This window comes from Prevotella sp. MA2016 (assembly GCF_000619825.1).
GTDB lineage: Bacteria > Bacteroidota > Bacteroidia > Bacteroidales > Bacteroidaceae > Prevotella.
This window is the reverse complement of sequence record NZ_JHUW01000006.1, coordinates 73,460-99,371: the sequence shown is the minus strand read 5'-3', so window position 1 is coordinate 99,371 and position 25,912 is coordinate 73,460. Positions and strand designations below refer to the sequence as shown.

25 protein-coding genes are annotated in these 25,912 nt (G+C 47.1%); 11 read left to right on the top strand and 14 right to left on the bottom strand.

Annotated elements, in window-relative coordinates; genetic code table 11:
* Positions 1-49: 49 nt before the first annotated feature.
* Positions 50-1,162, bottom strand: coding sequence for a DNA polymerase IV (gene dinB / locus T360_RS14240; RefSeq protein WP_051523242.1), 1,113 nt, complete (start codon positions 1,160-1,162; stop codon positions 50-52).
* A 128-nt stretch (positions 1,163-1,290) separates the two neighbouring features.
* On the opposite strand from dinB, the gene T360_RS0100495 reads away from it, so the two are divergent.
* The 10 genes from T360_RS0100495 to T360_RS0100450 all read left to right on the top strand — a co-directional run bounded on the left by T360_RS0100495 (position 1,291) and on the right by T360_RS0100450 (position 11,751).
* Positions 1,291-2,316: a HAMP domain-containing protein gene (locus T360_RS0100495; protein ID WP_028911043.1), complete on the top strand. Its 1,026-nt coding sequence runs from the start codon at positions 1,291-1,293 to the stop codon at positions 2,314-2,316.
* Positions 2,313-3,800 (top strand): cache domain-containing protein, encoded by a 1,488-nt coding sequence (locus T360_RS0100490; protein ID WP_028911042.1) that lies wholly within the window; start codon positions 2,313-2,315, stop codon positions 3,798-3,800. Before T360_RS0100495 ends, T360_RS0100490 begins: the two co-directional genes overlap by 4 nt.
* 85 nt (positions 3,801-3,885) lie before the next feature.
* On the top strand, positions 3,886-4,761 hold the full coding sequence (locus T360_RS0100485) for a YicC/YloC family endoribonuclease (protein WP_028911041.1): 876 nt from the start codon (positions 3,886-3,888) through the stop codon (positions 4,759-4,761).
* 4 nt (positions 4,762-4,765) lie between these two features.
* A complete protein-coding gene (gene gmk / locus T360_RS0100480; protein WP_051523300.1) occupies positions 4,766-5,344 on the top strand; it encodes a guanylate kinase in 579 nt (192 codons plus the stop codon).
* Positions 5,341-5,889, top strand: coding sequence for a nicotinate (nicotinamide) nucleotide adenylyltransferase (gene nadD, locus T360_RS0100475; RefSeq protein WP_028911039.1), 549 nt, complete (start codon positions 5,341-5,343; stop codon positions 5,887-5,889). The genes gmk and nadD overlap by 4 nt, the downstream gene beginning before the upstream one ends.
* On the top strand, positions 5,882-7,717 hold the full coding sequence (locus tag T360_RS0100470) for a phosphoethanolamine transferase (protein ID WP_028911038.1): 1,836 nt from the start codon (positions 5,882-5,884) through the stop codon (positions 7,715-7,717). The genes nadD and T360_RS0100470 overlap by 8 nt, the downstream gene beginning before the upstream one ends.
* Positions 7,714-8,790, top strand: a complete 1,077-nt coding sequence (locus tag T360_RS0100465) for an acyltransferase family protein (protein ID WP_028911037.1) — start codon at positions 7,714-7,716, stop codon at positions 8,788-8,790. Before T360_RS0100470 ends, T360_RS0100465 begins: the two co-directional genes overlap by 4 nt.
* Positions 8,787-9,770, top strand: coding sequence for an acyltransferase (locus tag T360_RS0100460; protein WP_028911036.1), 984 nt, complete (start codon positions 8,787-8,789; stop codon positions 9,768-9,770). Before T360_RS0100465 ends, T360_RS0100460 begins: the two co-directional genes overlap by 4 nt.
* A complete protein-coding gene (locus T360_RS0100455; RefSeq protein ID WP_028911035.1) occupies positions 9,767-10,348 on the top strand; it encodes an HAD-IB family phosphatase in 582 nt (193 codons plus the stop codon). The genes T360_RS0100460 and T360_RS0100455 overlap by 4 nt, the downstream gene beginning before the upstream one ends.
* A complete protein-coding gene (locus tag T360_RS0100450) occupies positions 10,348-11,751 on the top strand; it encodes a DUF6080 domain-containing protein (protein WP_028911034.1) in 1,404 nt (467 codons plus the stop codon). Before T360_RS0100455 ends, T360_RS0100450 begins: the two co-directional genes overlap by 1 nt.
* Positions 11,752-11,753: 2 nt before the next feature.
* Here the strand turns inward: T360_RS0100450 and T360_RS0100445 are convergent, their stop codons facing one another.
* The 12 genes from T360_RS0100445 to T360_RS0100390 all read right to left on the bottom strand — a co-directional run bounded on the left by T360_RS0100445 (position 11,754) and on the right by T360_RS0100390 (position 22,637).
* On the bottom strand, positions 11,754-12,779 hold the full coding sequence (locus tag T360_RS0100445; RefSeq protein WP_028911033.1) for a hypothetical protein: 1,026 nt from the start codon (positions 12,777-12,779) through the stop codon (positions 11,754-11,756).
* Positions 12,776-13,582 (bottom strand): phosphorylcholine transferase LicD, encoded by an 807-nt coding sequence (locus T360_RS0100440; protein WP_028911032.1) that lies wholly within the window; start codon positions 13,580-13,582, stop codon positions 12,776-12,778. Before T360_RS0100440 ends, T360_RS0100445 begins: the two co-directional genes overlap by 4 nt.
* Positions 13,575-14,630, bottom strand: a complete 1,056-nt coding sequence (locus tag T360_RS0100435) for an NAD(P)-dependent oxidoreductase (RefSeq protein WP_028911031.1) — start codon at positions 14,628-14,630, stop codon at positions 13,575-13,577. Before T360_RS0100435 ends, T360_RS0100440 begins: the two co-directional genes overlap by 8 nt.
* Positions 14,618-15,340, bottom strand: coding sequence for a 2-C-methyl-D-erythritol 4-phosphate cytidylyltransferase (locus T360_RS0100430; RefSeq protein ID WP_028911030.1), 723 nt, complete (start codon positions 15,338-15,340; stop codon positions 14,618-14,620). The genes T360_RS0100435 and T360_RS0100430 overlap by 13 nt, the downstream gene beginning before the upstream one ends.
* A 3-nt stretch (positions 15,341-15,343) precedes the next feature.
* Positions 15,344-16,786, bottom strand: a complete 1,443-nt coding sequence (locus T360_RS0100425) for a lipopolysaccharide biosynthesis protein (RefSeq protein ID WP_028911029.1) — start codon at positions 16,784-16,786, stop codon at positions 15,344-15,346.
* Positions 16,787-16,800: 14 nt separating this feature from the next.
* Complete coding sequence (gene metG, locus T360_RS0100420) at positions 16,801-18,867, bottom strand: methionine--tRNA ligase (RefSeq protein ID WP_028911028.1); 2,067 nt, start codon at positions 18,865-18,867, stop codon at positions 16,801-16,803.
* Positions 18,868-18,954: 87 nt separating this feature from the next.
* Complete coding sequence (locus T360_RS0100415) at positions 18,955-19,482, bottom strand: hypothetical protein (protein ID WP_028911027.1); 528 nt, start codon at positions 19,480-19,482, stop codon at positions 18,955-18,957.
* A gap of 63 nt (positions 19,483-19,545) precedes the next feature.
* Entirely contained in the window at positions 19,546-19,860 is a 315-nt protein-coding gene (locus tag T360_RS0100410; RefSeq protein ID WP_028911026.1) for a hypothetical protein, read from the bottom strand.
* Between the two features lie 146 nt (positions 19,861-20,006).
* A complete protein-coding gene (locus T360_RS15570) occupies positions 20,007-20,891 on the bottom strand; it encodes a hypothetical protein (RefSeq protein ID WP_155949334.1) in 885 nt (294 codons plus the stop codon).
* A 12-nt stretch (positions 20,892-20,903) separates the two neighbouring features.
* On the bottom strand, positions 20,904-21,350 hold the full coding sequence (locus tag T360_RS14230) for a DUF6108 family protein (protein ID WP_155949333.1): 447 nt from the start codon (positions 21,348-21,350) through the stop codon (positions 20,904-20,906).
* A gap of 5 nt (positions 21,351-21,355) precedes the next feature.
* Positions 21,356-22,033: an RNA polymerase sigma factor gene (locus T360_RS14225; protein WP_051523239.1), complete on the bottom strand. Its 678-nt coding sequence runs from the start codon at positions 22,031-22,033 to the stop codon at positions 21,356-21,358.
* Between the two features lie 73 nt (positions 22,034-22,106).
* On the bottom strand, positions 22,107-22,637 hold the full coding sequence (locus T360_RS0100390) for an RNA methyltransferase (RefSeq protein WP_028911025.1): 531 nt from the start codon (positions 22,635-22,637) through the stop codon (positions 22,107-22,109).
* Between the two features lie 411 nt (positions 22,638-23,048).
* On the opposite strand from T360_RS0100390, the gene nadA reads away from it, so the two are divergent.
* Positions 23,049-23,996 carry a quinolinate synthase NadA gene (gene nadA / locus T360_RS0100385; RefSeq protein ID WP_051523238.1) on the top strand — a complete coding sequence of 316 codons (948 nt, stop codon included), beginning with the start codon at positions 23,049-23,051 and terminating at the stop codon, positions 23,994-23,996.
* Positions 23,997-24,006: 10 nt separating this feature from the next.
* On the opposite strand, the gene T360_RS0100380 is transcribed toward nadA, so the two are convergent.
* Positions 24,007-25,911 (bottom strand): hypothetical protein, encoded by a 1,905-nt coding sequence (locus tag T360_RS0100380; protein ID WP_028911023.1) that lies wholly within the window; start codon positions 25,909-25,911, stop codon positions 24,007-24,009.
* Position 25,912: the final 1 nt, after the last annotated feature.

The window sequence follows — 25,912 nt, the reverse complement described above, 5'->3', positions numbered from 1 at the left end:
TTTGTTCCAAACAAGGGAACTATTTATTCCCAGCTTGGGAACAAAAAAACTATAACAAACTTTTATTCTGTGGGTTATTCACCGACCAGGGCTCGAAGTCGAGTTCTAACTGTATCCAGCGCTGGTGGTCTTGGGGGGTGTCTTTCTGATTGGAAACACCAAGACCGATAAGGCGGATGGGGTGCGAACTGAAATCCACCTGATGCATGAGTTGCTTGGCCAAAGGGAGGATGGCCTCTTTGGTGCGAAGCACATGATCGACGGTGATGCTGCGCGTGATTTGCTGAAAATCCTGAAACTTCACTTTCAGCGTGAGCGTGCGCCCCTCAAACTCACTCTTCTTTATACGCTGCACCAACTCCAGAACAGTATGATAAAGATGAATAGTGACGTCGGCTTGCTTACTGATGTCTTTCTCGAACGTGCGCTCACAGCTAACCGACTTGCGCTCCCACTCGGAGATAACAGGACGATTGTCGATACCAAGGGCAAAGTCGTGAAACACCTGTCCCATCTTACCAAACTCCTGTTGCAGTCGGCTCAGCGACATCTGTCGCAGGTCGGCTCCCGTAAAGATACCCATCATGTGCATCTTCTCGGCCGTCTTCTGCCCCACGCCCCAAATCTTCTCCACCCTGAGTTGGGCAATGAAGTCGAGCGCCTTGTCAGGATGCACTACGGTGAGCCCATCAGGCTTGCGCCAGTCGGAAGCTATCTTGGCCAGAAACTTGCAATAGCTCACACCTGCCGAGGCGGTGAGGCCGGTAGTGTCCTTGATGCGCTGCTTAATCTCGCGGGCGATGTCCACTCCCAATTCGATACCAGGCTTATTCTCAGTCACATCCAGAAAAGCCTCATCGAGCGAGATGGGTTCTATCAGGTCGGTATAATCGTGAAAGATGGCATGCAACTGTGCCGAGACTTCCTTATAACGCTGGAAATGGGGCTCTACGATGATGAGTTGCGGACACAGGCGCTTGGCCACCTGAATGGACTGAGCCGAATGGACACCAAAACGGCGCGCCTCATAGCTAGCCGTAGAGACCACACCACGCTCGGCATCGTGCCCCACAGCTATGGACTTGTCCTTCAGTTCAGGATGGTCCAGCTGCTCTACTGCTGCAAAAAACTGGTCCATATCCACATGAATAATCTTTCTCATCCATGCAAAATTACATTGTTTTTTTGAGATAAATGCCAATAAAACAGCATTTTGTACAAAAATTAATAGAAGAATAGTGCTTTTTTCAAAATAAATACCTATATTTGCCACAGAAACCCCTTTTGACTATGACGTTACTACAAAAAATAAGAACCTCTTTCTCTACCCAACTGTCTATTTGGGTATCAGGACTTGTGGTAGTAACAACCGTCATCGTCATAGCCCTTCTTGCCACTTATTCTGAAGAAGGAATCCGCAACGAAACCATCGATACAACGCTGCAAGGACTGGAGAATATAGCCCTACGAATAGACAACACACTGAAACAGGAAGAGATAACGGCGCGCTTGGAGAAAAAACGAGTCAGGGTGAGCCGCGAACGCGTGGAACGCCTACTGGAAGAGAGCGGTGAAGCAGAACTACCTAAGCAGTCGCTATCCAACGCACATATCTTTGTGACCCTACGCGACAGCAGTCAGCTTGCAGCCAACATTATTGGTACCGAAAGCGGTTACTGCCAACTAGTGTACGACAATAAAGAAATGTTCATTTTTACACAGCCTGTGGGTAACAGGCCATTCTGCCTGGCTGCCATGTGCCCTGCCAGCGACATCTACGACAGGTATGCCTTTATGTACCGCATACTGGCTTGCTGGAGCATCGGTGTAATCCTGGTGCTTATCTATATCCTCTACATCGTCATCGCTCGTCATCTGCGCTCGCTACACAGACTAGCCGACACAGCACAGCGCATAGCCGATGGCGACTTGGACACACAGATTCCAGAAGCACACACCAAACATGAGGCAGGCCGACTGCAATCCAGTCTGAAGAAGATGCAGCAGTCGTTGCGCACCTACATGGACGAGATGCAGCAAAAGCAGACAACGCTGAGTGCCCACAATGCCGAACTGCAGGCTGCCTATGAACAGGCGCAAGCTTATGAAAAGAAGAAAGCCAAATTCCTGCACGACATGACAGAACGCATGGCAGCACCAGTAGAGCTGGTGTGTCGCACCACCAACTCTATCTGCCAAACCCACACTATCATGTCGGATGAAGACTATGCCAAGCATGAGGCTAACATCACTAAGGGAACTGAAGAAATAACTGAATTGTTGGACCAACTGATAAAAGAAGCTGCTGACTCATGAAACAGATAATACGATACATACAACAGCATCTCTCTATCCAACTGGGTATTATCATCGTGGCCATCGTCACGGCTGCCTTCAGTTTGCTCTTTGGTTTACTCTTCAGTCGTGGTAAGGAATACATACAGCAAGCTGCCATCGATCGTGCCATGCATCTGTTGGACAACACCGCCGAGCGTATCAATGGTATCATGGACGAAACTGAGACCGTAACCAACTTCCTGGCACAAACCACCCCACGACATCTAGTGCCAGACTCATTGCTGAGTTTCTCAAGGCGGGCTGTAAAACAATACGACTTCCTGACAGGTATGGCCATCTCTATGGAACCCAACTTCTTCCCAGAGATGGGACGCTACTTCTCTGCTTATTCACTCAGACATTGGGAGACCTACGATGGCGACATCAACGATGTGCCCGACAGCATAACCACCGTGCGCGAAGGACCGTTTGAATATTTCGAGGCGCCTTGGTATAAGACGCCACGCAAGTTGGGTAAGGCCTGCTGGGTGGATGCCTACGACGACTATAACGAGGGTACACTCTCATCGCCCGACATCCTGACATCGTATTGCTGCCCTATGCGCGATGCCAATGGCCGATACCTAGGCTCTATCACAGCCAGTCTCACCCTAAAGTGGCTATCTAAGATGGTGACTTCGCTACCAGCCTACCCCAACTCATCGGCCATCATGATTGGGCGTAATGGCACCTATCTGGTGCACCCCGACACCACCAAACTATTCCGTAAAACCATCTTCAGCGATGCTGTCCCCGAATCCAAAGAACAGATACACGCCCTTGGCAAGAGCATGATAGCAGGCCACAGCGGTATGATCAAGACTACCGTTGACGATCACGATGCCTTTATCTTCTATCGCCCGCTGGAACGCACAGGCTGGAGCATTGCCATCGTCTGCCCCACAAGCGACGTCTTTGCCCGCTACAACCACCTGCTCAGCATCGTGTGGACCATCACCGTCATAGGTCTTGTCTTGATTATGCTGTTCTGCATCCAGACCATCAGGCGAGCCATGATGCCTATCAAGCTGCTTGACAAACAGGCACAACGCATAGCTGAGGGACAGTTTGACAAACCACTACCAAAGAGTAAGCGCCACGACAGCGTGGGCCGACTCACTAACAGTTTCATCAGCATGCAACAGTCGCTAGAACAGAGCGTTGACTCTATCCGCCAATATAATGACGAACTGCAACAGCAGAACGACAATCTGACACAGGCTTACGAGCTGAAAATGGAAACCAACCGACAGAAGGTGGCTTTCATCCAGGATATGTATCACAAAATACGTACACCTCTCAACGTTATCAGCGGCTTTTCGCAGCTCCTTACCGACGACCATGAGATACTGCCTGCCGAAGAAATAGAAGATATCACCAGCCGCATGAAAGAAGCTGCCGACGACCTATCACGCCTGGCACGCGAACTGGGCGAGACGGTGAAGAATCATCAAATACAATAAACATTTTCACACAATGGCAAAAAAATTTGGTTTTTCGGCTACTTATTAGTACCTTTGCAGCCAAATATTATTAAATAGGTATATCATGATACAATCGATGACAGGCTACGGCAAAGCTGTCGTAGCATTCAAGGAGAAAAAGATTCACGTAGAAATCAAGTCGCTGAACTCTAAACAGTTAGACTTGAACACACGTATTGCTCCACTCTATCGCGAGAAAGAGATGGAGATGCGCCAGATGGTGGCAGAGTCTCTGATACGCGGAAAGGTAGATATGAGCGTATGGGTAGAAAAGGATATCGCCGTTGATCCCACACCTATCAATGCACAGCTGGTAGAGAACTATTACCAGCAGATTAAGGCTATTTCTGATAAGACAGGTATCCCAGCCCCTGAGGACTGGTTCTACACCCTGCTCCGCATGCCCGATGTGATGACAAAGACCGAGGTAGAGGAGCTGAACGACGAGGAGTGGGCCGTAGTGAAAGGCGGTGTGGCTGAAGCGCTGAAAAACCTGGTTGACTTCCGCAGTCAGGAAGGTGCAGCCCTGCAGAAGAAGTTTACTGAGAAGATTGACAATATAGCCAAGCTGATGGGTGAGATTGAGCCATTCGAGAAGAGTCGCGTGGAGAAAATCAAAGCACGCATCATCGACGGTCTGCAGCAGATTCCTACAGCCGACTATGACAAGAACCGCCTGGAGCAGGAGCTGATCTACTATATCGAGAAGCTGGACATCAGCGAGGAGAAGCAGCGACTGGCTAACCACCTGAAATACTTCCGCGACACCATGAACGAGCCTGCCGGACAGGGTAAGAAGCTGGGCTTTATCGCTCAGGAGATGGGTCGCGAGATTAACACTACCGGTTCGAAGAGCAACCAAGCCGAGATGCAGAACATCGTGGTGAAGATGAAGGACGAACTGGAGCAGATTAAGGAACAGGTTCTTAATGCGCTGTAAAAAAATGGCAAAAGGAAGGTTAATCATTATATCAGCTCCAAGCGGAACTGGTAAGTCAACCATCATATCATGGTTGATGAGAGAACATAAGGAACTGAATCTGGCCTACTCTATCTCCTGCACCTCGCGCGCCCCTCGTGGTACTGAGCAGAATGGTGTGGACTACTTCTTCCTGACACCAGAAGAGTTTCGTCAGCGTATTGAGAATGATGAGTTCTTAGAGTACGAGGAAGTATATACCGACCGTTTCTACGGCACCCTGAAGTCGCAGGTGGAAAACCAGTTGGAAGCCGGACAGAATGTGGTGTTCGACGTTGACGTAAAAGGCGGTGTGAACATCAAGAAATTCTATGGCGACAAGGCACTGAGCCTGTTTATTCAGCCACCTTCTATCAACGAACTGCGCAAACGACTCGAAGGTCGCGCTACCGATGCCCCAGAGGTTATCGACCAGCGTATAGCACGTGCAGAGTTCGAACTCTCGTTTGCCGAGAAATTCGACAAGATTGTCATCAACGACAAACTGGAGTATGCCGAAGCCGACGCACTTGACATCATCAAGGAATTTTTGGATATCAAATGATAAGAACAGGGATTTTTGGCGGATCGTTTAATCCCATCCATAACGGTCACATTTCGTTAGCCCGACAACTGCGCGAAAAAGCAGGGCTCGACGAAGTGTGGCTGATGGTTTCGCCACAGAATCCACTGAAAGCTACAGCCGACTTGCTGGACGACCAGATACGCATGGAGATGGCCCGACTGGCCATTGAAGGTGAAACAGGCATCAAGGCCAGCGACTACGAGATGCATCTGCCCAAACCATCGTACACCTGGAACACGCTACAAGCCCTGAAGCAGGACTATCCTGACCGCGAGTTTGTGCTGATGATAGGTGGCGACAACTGGCAGTTATTCGACAAGTGGTATCATGCCGACGACATCCGTGAGAACTTTCAGATTGTGGTCTATCCGCGTCGGGGCGCCAAAGGCGGTGTCGAGGGATTGGATCTCATCGACATATCGAGCACGGAGATACGTCAGCTTGTAAAAGCAGGCAAGCCAATAGACCACCTGGTGCCAAAGGCTGTGGCAGAATATATAACAAGACACAAACTTTATGCTTAAAGGACTGAGAATAAAACCATTAGAATGGATTGGCCATCTGTTTACGCCAATCCAGAAAAACAGCGCTTTCTTTGTGTTTATGTTTGCGCTGGGGTGGATTTGTACCCAACTAGAACTGATGCCCGTCTATCTGGTGGGCAAAGGTGCTAAACCATACGAACTTACTGTGCCAGAACTGTTTTTGGATATCTACGTGATATGCGTTGTGCTCACGCTGATACCCAAAAAGATCCGCTTCTGGGTGAGAGGGCTGCTCTACGTGATACTCTATGCCACAGCCATTGTGGATATGTATTGCTACGTGCGCTTTGAATCGACGCTGACACCCACGATGCTGATGCTGGCCAATGAGACTACTGGTCAGGAGGCCAGCGAGTTCCTGCTAGGCTACCTGAGCCTGGATGTTATCACTTCGAAAGTGGGATGGGTGCTACTCTTAGCACTTATACATGTTGTTTGGAGCATTGTCAGGAAGCAGTTCTGCAAAGCGCGCAAGCGCATGATTCTGCCCATGATGAATCCCATCGTGATGGATGGTGCCAAGGCTTTGGTTGGTGTAGTGATTGGTTGGTGCCTCTATACCTCTATCGAGCAAACATGGCCCAACAAAGAGGCGATGCACCGCACGTTTACTTACAGTACCGTTGGTCAGGTGGAACACGAGCTGACACGTAAAGACAAGGCCGAACTTTATATCCCTATCTACCGACTGCTGTTCAGCATCTATGCCAATCAGTTGGCCGACAATCAACTGGTACAGCTCGAAGCTGCCAGTCAGGAAGTAAAGATCGACAGTTGTTCGTATCGTGTGCCTAATATTGTACTGATTATAGGCGAGAGCTACAACAAGCACCACTCGCAACTGTATGGCTACAACATGCCCACCACCCCACGTCAGGTAGCAATGGCTAAGGAGGGCAGTCTCGTTCCCTTTACAGATGTGGTGGCTCCCTGGAATCTTACAAGCTATGTGTTTAAGAACATCCTGTCGCTACAAGCTGTTGGCGAGCAGGAGGAATGGTGCGACAAACCGCTCTTCCCCGAGGTGTTCCGCAAGGCAGGCTATCACGTGACATTTATCACCAACCAATTCCAGTCGAAGGCTGGTGAGGCCGTATATGACTTCAGCGGTGGTTTCTTCCTGAACAATCCTGAACTGAGCAGCAAGCTCTTTGACACACGCAACACCCAGCTCTATCCTTATGACGAGGGTGTGCTGAAAGAGTACGACCGACTGAAGAAGGAGAACAAGGAACACAACTTGGTGATTCTGCACCTGATGGGCTCGCACCTGATGTATAAATCACGCTATCCACAGGGCACCCATAAGATTCTGAAACATGAGATGTACGAACGTCCGGAGCTGACCAAGAAACAGCGCATGATTCTGGCCGACTACGACAACTCGGTGCGCTATAACGACTCAATCGTATGGGCTGTCACCCAGCGTTTTGCCAATGAGGATGCTGTGGTGATCTACATGCCCGACCATGGTGAAGAGATGTTCGATGGTAAACCCTATGTTTACGGACGTATGCACGGCGCTAACATCGACTACCGACTGGCTTGCAACGAGATGGAGATTCCATTCTGGATATGGGGCTCACCCAAATATCGCGAGAGTCACCCATACGGCTGGGCTGCCATCCAGCAGGCCAAGAACCGTCCGATGATGACTGATGTGCTGCCTCATCTGCTGATGTACTTTGGTGGCATCGCCAGTCCGCTGTACCACGAGGAGTACAACATCGTGAGTCCTGCTTACAACACGAAACGCCCCCGCATCCTGAAGGGTGTGACCGATTATAACCAGTTGAAGAAGAAATGAAAGAACTGCTATCAAGAAAAGAATGCTCTGCCATGCGTGGTGTTGCCATCCTGGCCATCATGCTACACAATTACTGCCATTGGCTTAAAGGGATTGTGAGAGAGAACGAATACACCTGGCAAGCGTTTAAGTTCGACCAGTTGTGGCACTTCGTACTGAACCCCGACGAGCTGTTGCCCATGCACCTGGTGTCGTTCTTCGGCCATTATGGTGTGCCTGTGTTTCTTTTCTTGAGTGGCTACGGACTGGTAAAAAAGTACGAGCAAGGAAAACTGCCAGAGATAGGCTTATGGCGCTTTGTGCGCTATAACTACCTGAAGCTGTTCCGTATCTTTATCGTGGGCTTTGTGGCTTTCACCATGCTCGATGCCATCACCCCAGGTATGCACAGATATGAGTGGACCCATGTGGTGGCCATGCTGGGCATGTTTGCCAACCTGCTGGAAGACCCATCGCATGTGGTTTGGCCAGGTCCTTACTGGTACTTCAGCATCACGCTGCAGCTCTACATCCTCTATCATCTGCTGTTCTATCGCTGGCGCCACTGGGGTTTCGTTGTGGGTGCTATCGTGATATGCTGGCTTTTCCAACTGTCGTGCGAACATGATGCTATGTTGCTGGAGCGCTTACGCTATAACTTTGTGGGCGGCGTACTGCCATTCGGCATGGGACTGTTGTTGGCCCGATTCGAGCCACAACTGCTCAAGAACTGGCGCATCACCAATAGCTATCAGCTCACCTGTGCCTGGGCATTAAACCTGATCATAGCTATTGTCTTCTGCTTTATGTTCAGCTCCAGTTTCGATCGCTGGCTATGGGTGCCTGTCCTTATCGTTTGGGGCACTATCCCTCTGGTGAAGCTGATGCCAGAGCGTGTGCTCAACCTCTTTGTATGGCTGGGTGGCATCTCGGCTGTTATCTTTGTGATGCATCCGCTGGTAAGAAAGATATTTGTACGCCCTTATATCTATGACGATCTGTACGCAGGATTGCTGCTCTATGTGGTGGCCACTCTGTTCCTCTCATGGTTATTCAAGAAGATTATTGACCAACTGCCAAGTCCCAAACTGTGAAGATAAAAGACATCGAACTGGCCAACATCAGTCGTTATCGCGCAGAACTGATGGGAGCAGCTATGCTGTTCATCATCCTGTTTCACGTGCCATTGGCTCGTAGCAACGAGTTTTTTGGCCTGAGGCGATGTGGCAATGTAGGCGTAGATATGTTTCTGTTTCTGAGCGGTATCGGTCTGTGGTTCTCATGGATGAAAAACCCGCAGATATGGCAGTTCTATAAGCGCCGCCTGCTGCGCATCTACCCCACTTGGCTGGTGATGGCATCACTCTTCTACATGTCACGATTCGACTGGCTACATGGCAACTATATCGACCTGATAGGCGATATCACTATCAACTGGGACTTCTGGCTGCACGACGAGCTCACCTTCTGGTATATTCCTGCTATTATGATGCTCTATCTTTGGGCACCACCCTATATGCTCCTGATTCAGAAGCACCCTTTCTATCGCTGGACACCTGTGCTACTCATACTGTGGTGCATCTGGGTGCAATGGATAGCACCACTGCACCAGGCAGTAGGCCATATCGAGATTTTTTGGAGCCGTGTACCCATCTTCTTAATAGGTATTAACTTTGGCGAGATGGTGCGAAAGGGAACAAAGATTGAAGGTGCCGCCATCTGGATGATCTTGATCATTTTTCTGGCCACCTTCAGCTCGTGTGTCTATCTGGAACAACATAGTCATGGACGCTTCCCACTGTTTGTAGAGCGCATGATCTACATTCCATTCACCATCACGCTTATCCTGATGCTGAATCGTGTGTTCCGCCGCACGCCGCGATGGTTCAACCGCTTCTGTGCTTTCTTTGGCGCACTTAGTCTGGAGGCATATCTGGTTCACGACCACTTTGTGATGACTTATATCATCCCCTACCATCTGGGCTACTGGCTTACAGCATTACTCACTATCATCATCACCATTCCCTTTGCCTGGCTACTGCAAAGGGGCATCAAACTCATTATGAAGCAATGAAAAAGGTGTATGCATTTGATTTCGACGGCACGCTGACCACGCACGACACGCTGTTAGCATTTATCCGCTATGCCAAAGGCACCTGCGCCCTTGCAATGGGGTTTGCCAGATATGCGCATCTGCTGGTGATGATGAAGCTGGGCCTCTATCCTAACTGGAAAGTCAAACAAAAAGTGTTTGCTCACTTCTGCAAGGATATGAGCATCAGCGATTTTAACGCCCTCTGCCAAGCCTTTGCAGCCTCATCGCAACATCTGCTGCGCCCAGTAGGCATCAAGGCCATACAACAAGCAAAAAACGAGGGCGCGGAGGTGCTGATAGTAAGCGCATCTATCGATAACTGGGTACAACCCTTCTTTCCTGAAGTGAAAGTACTGGGCACACAGATAGAAGTGGTAAACGGCAAACTAACAGGCCGTTTCCTCACCAAGAACTGCTACGGACAGGAAAAAGTGAACCGTATCCTATTCCTCTACCCCAACCGCGCCGACTATCATCTCACAGCCTATGGCGACAGTCGTGGCGACAAAGAAATGCTGGCATTGGCCGACGAATCATATTATAAACCATTCAGATAATGAGAAATCCACTTAAGATATTCAAGATTAAACCAGAAGAGCGTACGCAGTCGATGATAGCCTTATTGGTTATCCTCACGCTCAATATGCTGTTTATCAGTCGTATGCACGAATTGTTCATGCAACCTGGCTTCGGCCCCTATTGGAAGGCTTTCGAGCACGAGTTGCATCTGTCGGGTTACGACCCACTAACCTATCTGGGTGTGACCAACTGGGATGTGGTATATCAAGTGTATCGCCATCCGCTGCTATCGTTTATGATATGGCCGCTATGGCTTATTAACGAAGGACTGACATGGCTGCTGGGTGTGAACTGTGTGCAGTATCTGGTGGCTGCGCTGCTCACATTCTGCTCATACTACTCATACATCTTCCTATATCGCATTCATCGCGAGGTGATAGATCTTACCCAATGGGATGCCACGCTGCTAACAGTATATTGCTTCTCGTTTGCCTATATCCTGATGTCGGTTATCGTGCCCGACCACTTTACGATATCCATGTTCCTCCTGCTCATCACGCTCTATATCTCAGGCATCTGTATCAAAAAGGGCAGAGAGTTCAAGTGGTGGCAATCGGCCATCATGTTCTACATCACAGCAGGTGTTACGCTGAGCAATGGTATCAAAGTATTCCTTTCAGGATTCTTTGTGAATCTGAAGGATTTCTTCCGTCCCAAATACCTATTGCTGGCTGTTATCCTGCCTGCAGGCTTGCTCTGGACTACAGCCACCTGGGAGTATCGCACTTATGTGCTGCCAAAGGAGAAGGCACGCGCTGAAAGAAAAGCCCACAGAGCCGAGCAACAAAAGGCCCGTGTAGCCCTAATGACACCCGAACAGAAAGAACAGTATGAAGCCAAACAAGCTCAACGCAAGATAGTATTACAACGCCAAGCTGCCAAGACCGGTAAGCCGATGGAGAACTATGGTTTCTTGAAGTGGACAGACATATCTACCTCGCGCTGGCAATCTACCTATGAGAATCTGTTTGGCGAATCACTACAGTTCCACCAGGACTATTTCCTGGAGGACGTGTTAGTGCACCGACCAGTATTCGTATCTTATAATTGGCTGACAAGCTATATCATCGAAGGTATTATTGTGCTTCTCTTCATAGCAGGAATCTGGTTAGGCAGAAAGAGGCGTTTCCTGTGGTTGTGCCTGTCGTGTGCCGCTTTTGATATGTTTATCCATCTCGTATTAGGCTTTGGCATCAACGAGATATTCATCATGGCACCCCACTTTATGTTTGTACTCCCCATCGCTACAGCCTTCATTTTCAAGAAATACCAAACCATGTGGCTCAGAATAGGTGTAGAGGTATTAACACTATACCTCTTAATATATAATGGCTATCTGCTGACGGATTTCCTGTTGTCGCCTATCAAAACAGTCTTATAAAGTCAGGCATGCTTTTCTATGCCCAGCCATTTTCTGATACGGCGAGTGAAAGCTTTTGAGATATTCGAAAAACGGCCATAACGCATGTTGAGCCAGAGTTCCTCGACAGAGTTCATCATTTTAATCCAAGGATGATTCCATGCATTGATGATATATAACCGCTTCAGATAATTGCGATTCTCAACAACCTCCTGGGGATGCACGATAGGGAATGACATCTCATGACGATGCATGGTGAACAGATGGCGTATGCGATGAGGTGTCGTCTTCTGGTCGGCAGAAAAATGGGTTGAGTCAGCCATCAGTCCGATATTGTTTATCTGATTCCTGGCAGGCATAATGGCCAGGCTGTCATGCAACAGCATGTCAGCCCAGTAAATGGTTTCAAAATATTCCTTGCCACTCTCACTATGGTCTTTGAACATCTGCAGCATGTCGCTGCGAAGATTTCGCTTTTTAGCTACTCTTTGCAGTTTTTGCAGCTTCTCTGGCTGGTGCATAAAGCTGTAGGAAGGGTCCCAGCGCTCAGCTACCCTACGCCACGATGCCCAGCCCCAGATGCTAAAAGCGGTGGTAAAGAAATAGCTGTCCATACAGTCGGGCGTTACCTCATCCACATTAAAGCCCGCTATCATCGAGATGCGTTCATCGTTTTCATATTTATCCAGCATCTCCTTACAGAAAGGAAAAAACGACTGGGTGGGCACCACATCATCTTCAAGCACTATCACCTTATCGGCCAACGAGAATGCCCATTGATGCGAACGAAAACCTGAGGGATCGCAGCCCTGATTATGCTCCAGATACTGGCGATGCACCTCGCACTCCCAATCGATATTCTCGTCGCTCACAATGGCTCTGCAGGCCTCTATGCCAGCCATATCCTTCTCGCCACGCGGACCGTCCTGATAAAGAAACAACTTAGAAGGACGAGCCTCTTTTACAGCCTCGAAAACCTGGCGGAATGTGTCGCTGCGCGTAAAAAACAACAGCAATACGGCTATATCGGTCTTGGCGGGATATTTCATATCAGTTCGGGCATGATGAATACAGAATGAATCTTCTGCTTCTCTTTAGGCGGAATCTCCATATAGTTACGATAGAGATCGCTCAGATAGGCATCAGGATTGCATGGGGCACTGAATGTTTTGCCCTCGAAGGTGATAGTACCTAATGGAAAAACAGCATCCTGACGATGCATGATACCATAACCATTATTAATAAGGATATTAGACAGATAGATATTCTTGGGACAAACGGCGCAAAGCACATTCCAAAGGCATTTATTGAAAACGTATTTCGCTCCAAACCAGAAGAACTCTGCAAACGATCTCAAAGAATAATAATGCGCTTTATGCAAGATGGAATAACTCTTGGAAATGCCCAGTGTGATGCGCTTCACCCATGCTTTGGGCAGCGTGGGATAGTCTATCATGGGGAATATATCCACATAAAGCCCTTTCTGATAGTCGGCAGCAAAATTATCTGCCCCCTCCACATAAAACGAATTCAAATCGCGCACCTTTACGATAGGCTCTTTAGATTGTGGTTCTATCTGTGGCGTCTGCAGGAATAAACCTTCGCGAAGTTCTGAGGGTGCCACACTCACAAAACGGTCGAGATCCTCCTGACGCATGGCTATATCGATATCATCATCCCAAGGAATAAAGCCTCCATGACGAACAGCCCCCAACAGCGTGCCGCCATCGAGCCAATAGCCAATCTGATGCTTCTGGCAGATACGGTCTATCTCTTCGAGAATCGACAACTGTTTGAGCTGGCAAGCACGTAGCTGCTGTTCCTTATACTTCTGCAGATAGGGATTATTCATGACTTAATATTGATAACGTACGACATACGGCATCCTTCATTGTATATTGGGGCTTCCAATCCAATCCCTTCAAACGGGTATTGTCGAGCACAGCTCGCATAGCAATCGAAAAGCCCTTCTGCTCTGTCTCTGAAGGCAATTCGAACACTACCTGCTTGTTGGCCCACTCGGCACATAGCTGCGCAAAATCCTTCAAACGCACATTACACAACTCATTAGAGATGTTATAGGCCACACCATTCTCACCATGCAACAGCACATGCAGCATAGCGCGTACGGCATCGGCCATATAGGTATAAGAGAAGATCTGTTCGCCCTTACTCTTCAGTACGATATCCTCGCCTGCCAGCGCTTTCTGGATGAACTGCGACGAGGCTTTACTGTCGCTCATCAGCATGGTTGGACCAAACACACGACTCAAGCGGGCTATCTTGACTTGTGCGCCACGTTCAGCGATATACGACTGGCACAAAGCCTCGCTCAGTCGCTTCGACTCTGTATAGCATGCTCGAGAAGTGGCTAAGTTCAGTTTGCCTGTATAATCCTCTGTAAAATCATCATCACCACGGGCATTGCCATAAACCTCGACTGTTGATGGATAAAGCACCTTTGCACCACAAGCCAGAGCTTTCTCAAGGGCCTGTTCGGCACCTTTCACATTGATATTGATGGTCTCAATCGGATATTTTGAATAGGCCAGAGGATGGGTGTTAGAAGCCAAAGGAATGATCACATCCACCTGAGGCAACTCCAGAAGCGATTCTGAGGCCTCGCGCTCTACAAAGTGGAAATGACTATCCTCGAAATACTCGCCAAGACGCTGAGCAGCCTTTTCGCGACTGCGCCCCAGCGCATAAATCTCAATGCCAGCGCCCTGCTTATTCAGATGCATCAAGGCATCTATCAAACAAACACCTATCAAGCCTGTAGCACCAGATATCAGGAATGATTTACCATACAACCCTTCTATGCCTGGCACCTGAGCAATATACGCCAAATCCTCCTGATAGAGAGGATGCTGCTTATTGAGTGATGTTACTTCAGCCATGTGTCCTTATCCATTTTCATATAACCTTTGAACATCTCCAGATCATCCTTCGTGGTCAGTTTGATGTTCTTGTCTGATCCTGCAGCAAAATGCAGTGTCTCGCCTAACTCTACCATCATCGTATTGGTATAAGAAGAACCATGAATGCCTATGCCCTTCTCGAATGCCTCGTGATAAGCCTCATCCAGTTTCTTAAACTGATAAGCCTGAGGTGTTGACACGCGGCGCAACGTTTCGCGAGGAATATACTGCTTGGTGGTTGTCTCATCATCAGGATTTACAATGAATATCTGCTCATTATAAGGTAATGATGTGACACCATTGCCATATTTCATGGCTTTCTGAATCACATCCGTCAGTACGGTATCATCTACCAAGGGGCGGATACCATCATGAATGATGATGATATCATCGGCCGAAGCCTTGCTCTCCAAGTCGTACACACCATTACGGATACTCTCCTGGGCACTGTTTCCACCAGCCACAACGGCCTGAAGCTTGGTGATATTAAACTGGCGGGCATAGGCCCAGAGCACCTCATGCCAGCCATCAAGACAAACTACCTCGATAGCATCTACCATCGGATGACGCTGAAAACTCTCCAGCGTATAGATAAGTACAGGCTTATCGTAAACGTTGATAAACTGCTTGGGAATATCCTGTCCCATTCTGTTTCCAGAGCCTCCGGCAATAATCAAAGCATAGTTCATATCTTATTGTTTTTTTATTTTGTTCATGATAAAATCGGTTGTCTCCTTCAGTATCTGCGCACCTGCCAGTCGCATCACGACATAATAGAGTACAGCTGCCAAGATACATCTGCTAACGAGCAGCAGCCAAAGATTTGCTATCGGCATGGTAAGATAACCCGTGGCCAGCATTACAAAGATAGCAGCTAAAGCAAAAGGCATGATATCCTTGAGCATGAGCAGCAAGGTATAGCTGGTATCCTTGCAAGCAAAGAAAAACCACACAAAGAGCCAAATCAGGTTAAGCACCACGTAAGTTTTTACCATCGTAGCAATACCATAAGGATAAAGCGTAAGCATGGCTATGATTTGGAGTACTCCTAACGAAAGCGTACACCCCATAAAAGTGCCCGACTTACCTTTGCTAATCAGATAGTCGGCCAGCAGCGTGCTGAGGGGTAGCACAGCACCACAAACACATATCCACTGCAGATATTGAGCCGAAACGAGCCACTTCTCACCAATGGTAAGTACGATAAACTCTTTTGCCACCAAACCGAAACCCAGCAAAAGCGGGAAAGAGATAAATGCTGCAAAACGCATCATCTTGCGCAATACGGCCAACTGGCGCTCGCTGTCGTCTCTGACGCTAACCAGCACAGTCTGATCTACCTGCTTTACCATACCTTGAATCAGCGATGTACACTTGTTGTTCCACTGGTATGCCTGATTGTAGTTACCCGTATCGTAAGCACTGAAATAGCGTCCTAACAGGATGTTCATCACATTATTATTCACATGTGTCAGCACATCACTAATCAGTATTTTAACGCTAAAGGGAAAAGCCTTACGCACAAAGGTGAAATCAAGTTTCAACGTTGGTCGCCAGTCACTATAATGCCAGCGCAACAGCGTAGAAATCAAGATAAAAAGGTTGGTCTGAGTAGCCAGGCTCCAATAAGAAAACCCTTGCCAAGCCATCACAGCAGCCACACTACTGGAAAGGATGGTGGCTGTAATACTGGCCTTAGCCAGCTGTTTGGCTCTGAGATTCTTATAGAGATAAGCTGCCTGCGCCACACCACTACAACTGAACAACAGACCAATAAAAGCATAACGGCAAAGTGCCACCAGTCGTGACTCATGATAATAGGCTGCTATCAAAGGAGCAGAGAAGAAGAGTACCAGATAAATGGCACCTCCCATAAAAATATTGAACCAAAAGACAGCATTATAGTCACTGTCTTTTGGTTCTTTCTCGTTGACCAGCGCTGTAGAGAAACCGCTATTCTGCAGAGCGGTTGCTATCAGCGAAAAGATGGTAATCATGGCTATGAGACCATAGTCGGAAGGATTAAGCAGACGCCCAAGAATGATACCAAAGACGAGTCCGAGCAATTGCTGAACGCCATTGTTCATTCCGCCCCAAAATAGGCCTTTGGCTGTCTTTTCCTTCAATGACTCCATCCAGCGAACAGATATTATCCTACCTGACTGCCTGGTTTTACATCCTTAGTGGTAGTAACCACACTCAGACTCTCGTCGGCATCCACAGCACTCAGAATCATACCCTGACTCTCGATACCCATCATGGTGCGAGGTGCAAAGTTGGCTACAAAGAGAATGCGCTTACCGATGAGCTCCTCTGGGTTCTCATAGAAGGCTGCGATACCCGAGCAGATGGTGCGATCGGTACCTGAACCATCATCGATGGTGAACTGCAGCAGCTTCTTGCTCTTCTTCACCTTCTGGCAGTCCTTCACCAGACCTACACGGATGTCGAGCTTCTCGAAATCCTCAAACGATACGGTATCCTTGATAGGAGCAGCCTTATAGGCAGCAGCCTCGTTGGCCTTCTTGGTAGCCTCGAGCTTGTCGAGCTGCTTCTGGATCACCTCGTCCTCAATCTTCTCAAACAGCAGCGCAGGCTCACCCAGCTGGTGTCCAGCCTCCAGGAGATCGGTGCTACCCAACTGCTCCCACTCGAAGTTGCTGATGTTCAGCATCTCGCGCAGCTTCTTGCTCGAGAATGGCAGGAATGGCTCGAAGGCGATAGCGAGGTTGGCTGTGAGCTGCAAGCAGATGTTCAGGATGGTCTCGCAGCGCTTAGGATCCTGCTTCCAAACCTTCCAAGGCTCGCACTCAGTGATATAGCGGTTGCCGATACGGGCCAGGTTCATAGCCTCGAACTGGGCATCGCGGAACTTGAACTGCTCCAGCAGCGCCTCAACCTTAGCCTTTACATCCTTAAACTCCTCGAGGGCCTGCTTATCCACATCCTGCAGTTCGCCACAGGCAGGCACGATGCCGTTCCAGTACTTCTTGGTGAGCTGGAGGGCACGGTTCACGAAGTTGCCATAAACGGCAACGAGTTCGTTGTTATTGCGATCCTGGAAATCCTTCCAAGTAAAGTTATTATCCTTGGTCTCAGGTGCATTGGCTGTCAGTACATAGCGCAATACATCCTGCTTGCCAGGCATATCAACCAGATACTCGTGGAGCCATACAGCCCAGTTACGAGAGGTAGAAATCTTGTCGTTCTCCAGGTTCAGGAACTCGTTGGCAGGCACGTTGTCAGGCATGATATACTTGCCGTGAGCCTTCATCATCACAGGGAAGATGATGCAGTGGAACACGATGTTATCCTTACCGATGAAGTGAACCAGACGCGTATCCTCGTCCTGCCACCACTTCTCCCAGTTGCCCCACTTCTCAGGCTCCTTCTCGCACAGCTCCTTGGTGTTTGATACATAGCCGATAGGTGCATCAAACCATACATAGAGTACTTTACCCTCAGCATCCTTCACAGGCACAGGGATACCCCAGTCCAAGTCGCGCGTCATCGCACGTGGCTGCAAGTCCATATCCAGCCAGCTCTTGCACTGTCCATATACGTTTGGACGCCACTCCTTGTGCTCCTCCAGAATCCACTGCTTCAGCCAGTCCTGATACTCGTTCAGGGGCAGATACCAGTTCTTGGTCTTCTTCAGTACGGGAGTAGAGCCAGAGATGGTGCTCTTTGGATTGATGAGCTCTGTGGGTGAGAGGTCGCGTCCGCACTTCTCACACTGGTCGCCATAGGCACCCTGAGCATGACAGTGAGGGCACTCACCAGTTACATAACGGTCGGCCAGGAACTGCTTAGCCTCCTCATCATAGAGCTGCTCTGTTGTCTCCTCAGTCAGCTTACCCTCATCATAGAGCTTCTTGAACCATTCGGCAGCAAACTTATGGTGAGTTTCTGAGGTGGTACGACTATAGATATCGAACGAGATGCCAAACTCCTCGAACGAGTCTTTAATCATCTTATGATAGCGATCTACTACATCCTGAGGAGTGATACCCTCTTTGCGGGCACGCACTGTGATGGGCACACCGTGCTCATCGCTACCTCCGATAAACAACACATCACGCTTCTTCAAGCGGAGATAGCGCACATAGATATCGGCAGGCACATACACACCAGCCAGGTGTCCGATATGCACGCCACCATTAGCATAAGGTAGCGCCGACGTCACCGTCGTACGCTTGTAAGTCTTGTTTTCCATTTCTTTAAATACGTATTTATTTCTTATCTGGCTGCAAAATTACAAAAAATCCCACAGATTGCAAAAATATCTGTGGGATTTCTTATACTAAAATACGTATCCAAAGCTAATGTACGGGAATACTGATTTTGAAACAGCATGTTTTCCACCCAGATTGAATGATGGACTGATACCCGCCCTGAACTGGAAACCATGCGATGGCTGATAACGATAACCAATATTACCAAAGCAATAATAGCCCCATAAACTACGACTGTCTTCGCCTGCATATACACCCTCGTAATATGTAAAACCATCTTCTTTTTTTACTTCTTTCAGATCCCATTTGTCATACTTCTCTTTGTAATAACCCAGGTTAACACCTAAGCCCAACTCAAGTTTGCTGCGCTTTTTGCCCAGCAGATAGTTGGCTTCAATAGGCACATCCACACCTCTAATTGAGTTTGAACCTGACAACAATCCATAGTTTTTAGAGTATGTATAACCCAGACCTACACGATATCCCCAAGGCGAATTTGGCTTTAAGCGTGAATCATAGTTCACACCAACTATGTTTGAAGCACCAAAAAGTTCAAGATACATACTCTTCTGAGTATTTTCACTCTGTTGCGCCATTGCCGTCTGAGTAGCAGCAAGGCACGAAATCAATAATGTTTTAAATAAATTCATTTTATTAGTTTATATAAATAATGATATCGAAAGAAATGCCCCATGAGTATCATGATGTTGAGGGTAGAAAGCAGAAAACTTCTGATTATCATACTTCAGTTTTCTGCGCATACCATACACATCAAGCGTCGAGTATGAATAGCCTGCAGCCAGAACGACATTGTTGAATCTGGCAGATACTCCAATCTTGCCATCAAAGAAACACCAGTCGCCCTTGTTATACTCGTTTAGTTGGTGCAAGCGTTTCTGCATCTCTGCATACTCACGTCCCCCACAGTTAATTAAAAAAATACCTATCAGTACAATATATATAATTTTCCTCATTAATTCTTTGATTCCTAAAAACGCCTGCAAAGGTAGAGATTATTTCCGATATAGCAATATATATATTCACTAAAAATACATTTTATTGATGAGTTCTAATATAAAAAATCCCACAGACTACAAAACATCTGTGGGATTTATTTGATTTAGAAGTACACGCCGAATGATACAGGCTGGAAATTGACATCCTTGGCATAGGTAGAGTTGAGGATAGTCATGGGTGAGAACTTGCCATAGATACTGAACCAGTTACGCATACTTATCTCCGCCATGATATCTACTGTGATGGGGCGCTGGTGTATCTTCTTAAAAATCTCCTTATGCTTCTGTCCGTCGGCATCCCAATAGCGGTTCTTGATGCTGGCATAGGTGTTGATGTTGATAACAGGACCCAGACCGAAAGAGAGCTGCTTGGTGCGATACTTCCACATCACAGGGATGATGAGACTGAACACTTTGATGCGCGAGAAATCAGAATTATAGCCGACAGGCAGATTTTCTTCGACAATAGTACCATCACCCTGCTTGACAAACTTGCTGCGACCATCCATACGGAAATTGCGCCAATCCACTCCAAAACCTATCGAGTAGCCATGATGCTGGCCATAGCCAAACTTCTCCACCTCAGAGATGGTCCACATAATCTCCCATGAGCTGCCTACAGACTGCGGACCTTTATAGTCGGCTCCAGCACCATAGCAGAGACCTAAAGCAAAACGAGAGGATACGTTGCGCGACTCCAATGGATAGCCTGTGCCACGAGTGCGCTTCTTGACAAAATAAAAGTTCCAGGTGTCCTTATTGATACTGGTTTCACTCACATAGTTTGAATCCACCAGCAGGATCTTGCTCTCGTAGGTGTACTTATCGTCGTTCTCACGTCCATACACCTTTACTTTCTGGATAGAGTCGCCAGTAATAATGCGCACCTTCTGAGGTTTCAGGATGGTCAGGGTGTCGTTGTCGGCAACTGTTGTTGCATTTACTGTGGCCGAAACAGCCATGAGTAATAATAAAAATAGCTTTTTCATATCGTTATACGTTTATTTTATGAGTTCTCGTAATGTATCAAGCGAGTTGAGCGTACCTTCCATATAGATAACGGTAATCTCATCGTTATCGCGCTTATAGCACAAAAAACGGTTATGACTATCTGCCTTGGAGAGTTGCAGCATCAGGGTTTCCTTAGAGCGACTCTTTTTACTGGAGTAGTTCTCAGAATATGGACGCCCTTGATTCTGTTTCTTATCCAGCTCTATCAGATCGTGAATATGGGCTATCTCCTGTTTGGTGTTGGCATTGAAGCGCACACTACGGAAGAGAGTGAGCTGATATTTGGAAAGCATCTTTCCTTTTACCCTCGTTTCTACCATTCGCTGCTGGGGGATGATTTTCCCCTCGAAGAGTGGTGCAATGTGCAGACCACTCTGCGCCCCGACGGTGATCAGCATCGAAAAACATGCTGTGATAATCATCAATACTCGTTTCATATCTCTTAATTGCTAAATAAATCGTCCAACTGTTGTTCTATCTCGCCCTGAGCATTATCCTCAGTCATTTCACCCATCGTTCGTTTCATTTCTGTCATCACCGTTTGCTGGTCGGTGTACTTCTTACCATACACATAAACCACATACTCGTCGCTGGTATCGAGTTTTGCGAAATGGACAGCCATCATCGACACACCTATCACGAGTGATGCGGCAGCAAAGATGGCCAATAATCTTTTACGAATTACACTCCTGGCCCGGCTCAGCGTTTTGCGAACAGACACCTCACTCGAACCCAGCACCAAGGCAATCTCGCGGGTTTTCATACCTTGCAGATGATGCATGCGGAGAATAGCTTGCTGGGCAGAGGGCAGCGTGTCGATCACCTGCAGCATCTTTTCTATCTGCTCACCCTCATCACTCCACTCCTCTATGTCAGGAAATTTTAAAATATCTACAGTAGGTTGCTTTTTACGTAAATAGTCGATACAGAGGTTACGAGTCACCATGCAAGCGAAACCTGATACGGGCACCATCAACTGGTGGCGCATCAGCCAGAGTTTGATCATCGCATCCTGTACGATGTCCTCAGCCTCATCAGTAGCACCCAGATATTTCTGAGCGATACCGATAAGTTGCAGCCTAAGTGATTCTGCCTGTTGTTGAAACTCCTCTGTTGTCATTCTTATCGTTTGTTGCTTTTATCCTTAATACGCAGAGAAAACATAAATGTGACACCCAAGCAACAACTTTTTTTCAAAGAATGATGTTTTTAGCAAAATGCCAGATGATGATACCACCTGTTACCGATACATTCATGGAGTGCTTGGTGCCAAACTGTGGAATCTCCAAACAACCATCCGACGCATCGATCACCTCCTGATGCACACCTTTCACCTCGTTGCCCAGCACCACAGCATACCTCTTATTATTAATAGGTGTGAACTGCTGAAGCATCGTTGATCCATGAGCCTGTTCAACGGAATAGACTTCATAGCCATCGGCCTTGAGTGATTCTACAGCTTCGAGAGCAGTATCGAAGTACTTCCAACTGACACTATCCTCAGCTCCAAGAGCCGTCTTATGAATCTCGGCCATCGGAGGTGTACTGGTGATACCACACAGATAAACTGCCTCGATGCGGAAAGCATCGCCAGTACGGAACACACTACCCACATTGTGCATCGAGCGCACATCATCCAGCACCACTACGAGTGGCATCTTCTGCGCCTCCTTGAACTCCTCAACCGAGAGACGCTCCATTTCTATCGTACGTAACTTCTTCATTCTGTCTGCAAAGGTAATATTTAGAAAACAAACCACCAAATAATTGTGGAAAAACCTGTTGATAACTATGTGGATAACCCTGTTAATAACTTGTGAATTATACACTCCACCCTCCGATTTGAGGATATCCACACGTTTATTAGCACTATTTTAGCAACTTTTCCACAGTTTTTTGCCGAAAAATAATATAAACTTATTAATTTTGCACCGAAATTGGAAATTGTGGATAAGTATGCTTAGTGGTTCATTATCAGAGAGAAACAATTAACACAGTATGTTTAAAAGTCGAAATAACAGTTGGATAAGTAATCTGGCAAGAAAATCATAAAAAAGTTATCAAGATATTCACGGCATATCATACTACTTATTATATTTTTTAAGAAATAAATAAAAAGAAAAAATAAATATTATATGATGTTGACAACAGAGGAACTAAAGAAAGAAATTCGTAGGATGTGTGATGAGAAGGATGCCATCATCCTGGCTCACTATTATACGATTGGTGATATTCAGGATATCGCCGATTTTGTAGGTGATTCGTTGGCTTTGGCGCGTAAGGCTGCTGAGACTGATGCGAAGGTGATGGTCATGTGTGGTGTGCATTTTATGGCCGAGACATGTAAACTGCTATCGCCTGATAAGATTGTGCTTTGTCCTGATCTGGCTGCTGGCTGTTCGTTGGCTGATAGTTGTAAGGCCGAGGACTTGAAGAAGTTTAAGGAAGAGCATCCTGGCTATCAGGTGATCAGTTATGTGAACACCACAGCAGCCGTGAAGGCGCTTACTGATGTGGTGGTGACCAGTGGTAACGCCAAGAAGGTGGTAGATCAGTTACCAAAGGATGCTAAACTGATATTTGGTCCTGATTATAACTTGGGCAACTATATCAATGAGGTGACAGGCAGAAAGATGCTGCTTTGGAATGGTGGTTGTCATGTACACGAGCGTTTCTCTGTATCAAAGATTCTGGAACTGAAGCAGCAGTATCCTGATGCTGTGGTGATGGCTCATTTGGAATGCAAGGCGCCTGTACTAGCTGCAGCCGAGGTGAAAGGTAGTACAGCCACCATGCTGAATTATGCCCAGCAGAGCGATAAAAAGCAGTTTATAGTGGCCACAGAGGCTGGTATCCTGCACGAGATGCAGCGTACTTGTCCTGATAAGGAGTTTATCCCCGTGCCACCAGAAATCAGCGAGAGCGGTCTGGAATGCAGTTGTAACGAGTGTAATTACATGAAGTTGAATACACTTGAGAAGGTTTATAACTGTTTGAAGACGATGAGTCCGCAGATTGAGGTTGATGCAGAAATAGCTGAGCAAGCTGTGAAGCCTATCAATAGAATGCTTGAGCTTAGTTAAGAGTTCATAGTTAGTTAATAACAGCTATCTTTCCAACGGTACCTTTGTTACCATCGGAGGTAGCTGTTATTATCATATAGACACCACTCGCCACACGCTTACCTTGCTGGTTGCGACAGTCCCAATTGAACATACCACCATTGCTACGTCCTTCGGCTACTACAGCACCTGATGCTGTCGTGATTTTTACATCAGCATCATAGCTTAATCCAGTGATGGTTACCATACCAGTAAAGTCGGGTGTAACGGGGTTAGGATATACGTTCACACTACCCTTTGTCATCTCTTCATTTGGAGCGACGGCATTACTCATATAAGAGCATAATCCCTTATCCGACAAAAAGAATACTTCGCCTGATTTCTGATTGATAGCTATCGATGAAATATTATTATACAGCAGATTGGAATTATCGGTGGTGAAATTTTCTTCTTGCTGCATGTTGTCAGCTGATATCAGAAATACGCCAGCACCATTGCTACCAAACCATTTTCGGTTGCCACCATCGATGGCTATGCTGCTGATATCTACACCACTGAGCAGGTAGTCGGCATAGTTGGTACCATCGTTGCGAGGCACCTTTATTTGGTAGAAAGTAACATTGGATTGACCTATCTCTGACTGCTGAATCATGAATGGTCCTACATCGGTAACAGCCCATATATTACCTTCTTTGTCTTCTGCTATATTATTAATATGGTATATATCGTATTTGGTACCATCCTGGTTTACTATCTTGTCGTACTTCAGGATAATATCTTGATTGGTGTCGTAACAGAATAGTGCTGGCGTGTTCCAGTAGTTGTTCACAAACCATAGTAGGCCACGACTGTCGAACATCATTTTTAATAAGCCATCTGCTGTGATGCCGTTTTCTTTTTCCAACTCTGTATGATGATGACTGATCCATTGGTGATCGCTAGTAAGCTCTAACAAGCTGACACCTTGCGCCAGACTATTGAGAACCCATAAACTACCTTTGGCATCAAACAGGATACCTAATACTATCACATAGTCGTTGCCCAATATCGTGCCTCTGTCGTTGGCGCTCATCAGCGGACTGTTATCCTTATTATAATAGGTAACGAGTTTGCCGTTCTTAAATTCATAAAGTCCGCAGCGTCCACCTGCAAATACGTGTTCCGGATCATGAGGATCTACATCCACACAGCAGATATCTACATAACGAAAGCCTGTAATCTTATCGATTTGCTCCTGATAGAGTTCCCACTCATTGCCATCAAACACCTGAATGGTGCCTGGCAGCGCATCGTCGGGCATGGCAGGCAGGAAATAACCACCTGTGGTATAGAGCTTGTCATTTATGAATTTCGACTCGTAGAAACGATTATAAGCCGGTCCTCCAGGATTCAGTTTTTCTACTGTCGAGATATATTGCTCATAATCGTCCTTATAGGGATGTAGGTCTGTGGGGTAATCAGGATTATTTTTAGTATAGGTCTCTGTTATCTCAGCCTTCAGCATATTCAGTTTGATGATAGCAAAACTGGTGGTGAGATAGGCATACACATCGTCTATACTGATGGCTGTGACAGTCTTGTCTTCTGTCATCGATTTCGTATAGAGTGATGAGATATTAATGATATCTCCATTGGTGCCTATTAAGTCGATATTTGAGTTTTTATAGACGGCAATCAGGCGTTTAGCTTTTTGGTTCCAGGCTATATGGGTGATATGGGTGTCGTTCAGTCCGTTCACCTTATCATAGGTGATAATACTCTGATCGTCCAGATTATACTGATACAGATCGTTTGAAGCCAGTACAAACAGTTGGTTATTGGCTTTGCATATTTGCTGTATGTCGTGATAGGCCAGAAAGTTCCGCCATGTACCCACTTGTGCTGTTGCTATGAGGCAATAGCACAGTGAGCATACAATGGCGAAAATCTTATTCATA

Excerpts from the sequence above, each read along its gene's own strand:
- T360_RS0100415 (WP_028911027.1), bottom strand. The coding sequence starts at position 19,482 with ATGGCGCAACAGAGTGAAAATACTCAGAAGAGTATGTATCTTGAACTT.
- T360_RS0100450 (WP_028911034.1), top strand. The coding sequence starts at position 10,348 with ATGAGAAATCCACTTAAGATATTCAAGATTAAACCAGAAGAGCGTACG.
- T360_RS0100410 (WP_028911026.1), bottom strand. The coding sequence starts at position 19,860 with ATGAGGAAAATTATATATATTGTACTGATAGGTATTTTTTTAATTAAC.
- T360_RS0100380 (WP_028911023.1), bottom strand. The coding sequence starts at position 25,911 with ATGAATAAGATTTTCGCCATTGTATGCTCACTGTGCTATTGCCTCATA.
- T360_RS0100440 (WP_028911032.1), bottom strand. The coding sequence starts at position 13,582 with ATGAATAATCCCTATCTGCAGAAGTATAAGGAACAGCAGCTACGTGCT.
- T360_RS0100390 (WP_028911025.1), bottom strand. The coding sequence starts at position 22,637 with ATGAAGAAGTTACGTACGATAGAAATGGAGCGTCTCTCGGTTGAGGAG.
- T360_RS0100455 (WP_028911035.1), top strand. The coding sequence starts at position 9,767 with ATGAAAAAGGTGTATGCATTTGATTTCGACGGCACGCTGACCACGCAC.
- T360_RS0100470 (WP_028911038.1), top strand. The coding sequence starts at position 5,882 with ATGCTTAAAGGACTGAGAATAAAACCATTAGAATGGATTGGCCATCTG.
- T360_RS0100435 (WP_028911031.1), bottom strand. The coding sequence starts at position 14,630 with ATGGCTGAAGTAACATCACTCAATAAGCAGCATCCTCTCTATCAGGAG.
- dinB (WP_051523242.1), bottom strand. The coding sequence starts at position 1,162 with ATGAGAAAGATTATTCATGTGGATATGGACCAGTTTTTTGCAGCAGTA.
- T360_RS0100430 (WP_028911030.1), bottom strand. The coding sequence starts at position 15,340 with ATGAACTATGCTTTGATTATTGCCGGAGGCTCTGGAAACAGAATGGGA.
- T360_RS14225 (WP_051523239.1), bottom strand. The coding sequence starts at position 22,033 with ATGACAACAGAGGAGTTTCAACAACAGGCAGAATCACTTAGGCTGCAA.
- T360_RS0100495 (WP_028911043.1), top strand. The coding sequence starts at position 1,291 with ATGACGTTACTACAAAAAATAAGAACCTCTTTCTCTACCCAACTGTCT.
- T360_RS15570 (WP_155949334.1), bottom strand. The coding sequence starts at position 20,891 with ATGAAAAAGCTATTTTTATTATTACTCATGGCTGTTTCGGCCACAGTA.
- nadD (WP_028911039.1), top strand. The coding sequence starts at position 5,341 with ATGATAAGAACAGGGATTTTTGGCGGATCGTTTAATCCCATCCATAAC.
- T360_RS0100445 (WP_028911033.1), bottom strand. The coding sequence starts at position 12,779 with ATGAAATATCCCGCCAAGACCGATATAGCCGTATTGCTGTTGTTTTTT.
- T360_RS0100490 (WP_028911042.1), top strand. The coding sequence starts at position 2,313 with ATGAAACAGATAATACGATACATACAACAGCATCTCTCTATCCAACTG.
- metG (WP_028911028.1), bottom strand. The coding sequence starts at position 18,867 with ATGGAAAACAAGACTTACAAGCGTACGACGGTGACGTCGGCGCTACCT.
- T360_RS14230 (WP_155949333.1), bottom strand. The coding sequence starts at position 21,350 with ATGAAACGAGTATTGATGATTATCACAGCATGTTTTTCGATGCTGATC.
- T360_RS0100425 (WP_028911029.1), bottom strand. The coding sequence starts at position 16,786 with ATGGAGTCATTGAAGGAAAAGACAGCCAAAGGCCTATTTTGGGGCGGA.
- T360_RS0100485 (WP_028911041.1), top strand. The coding sequence starts at position 3,886 with ATGATACAATCGATGACAGGCTACGGCAAAGCTGTCGTAGCATTCAAG.
- T360_RS0100465 (WP_028911037.1), top strand. The coding sequence starts at position 7,714 with ATGAAAGAACTGCTATCAAGAAAAGAATGCTCTGCCATGCGTGGTGTT.
- nadA (WP_051523238.1), top strand. The coding sequence starts at position 23,049 with ATGATGTTGACAACAGAGGAACTAAAGAAAGAAATTCGTAGGATGTGT.
- gmk (WP_051523300.1), top strand. The coding sequence starts at position 4,766 with ATGGCAAAAGGAAGGTTAATCATTATATCAGCTCCAAGCGGAACTGGT.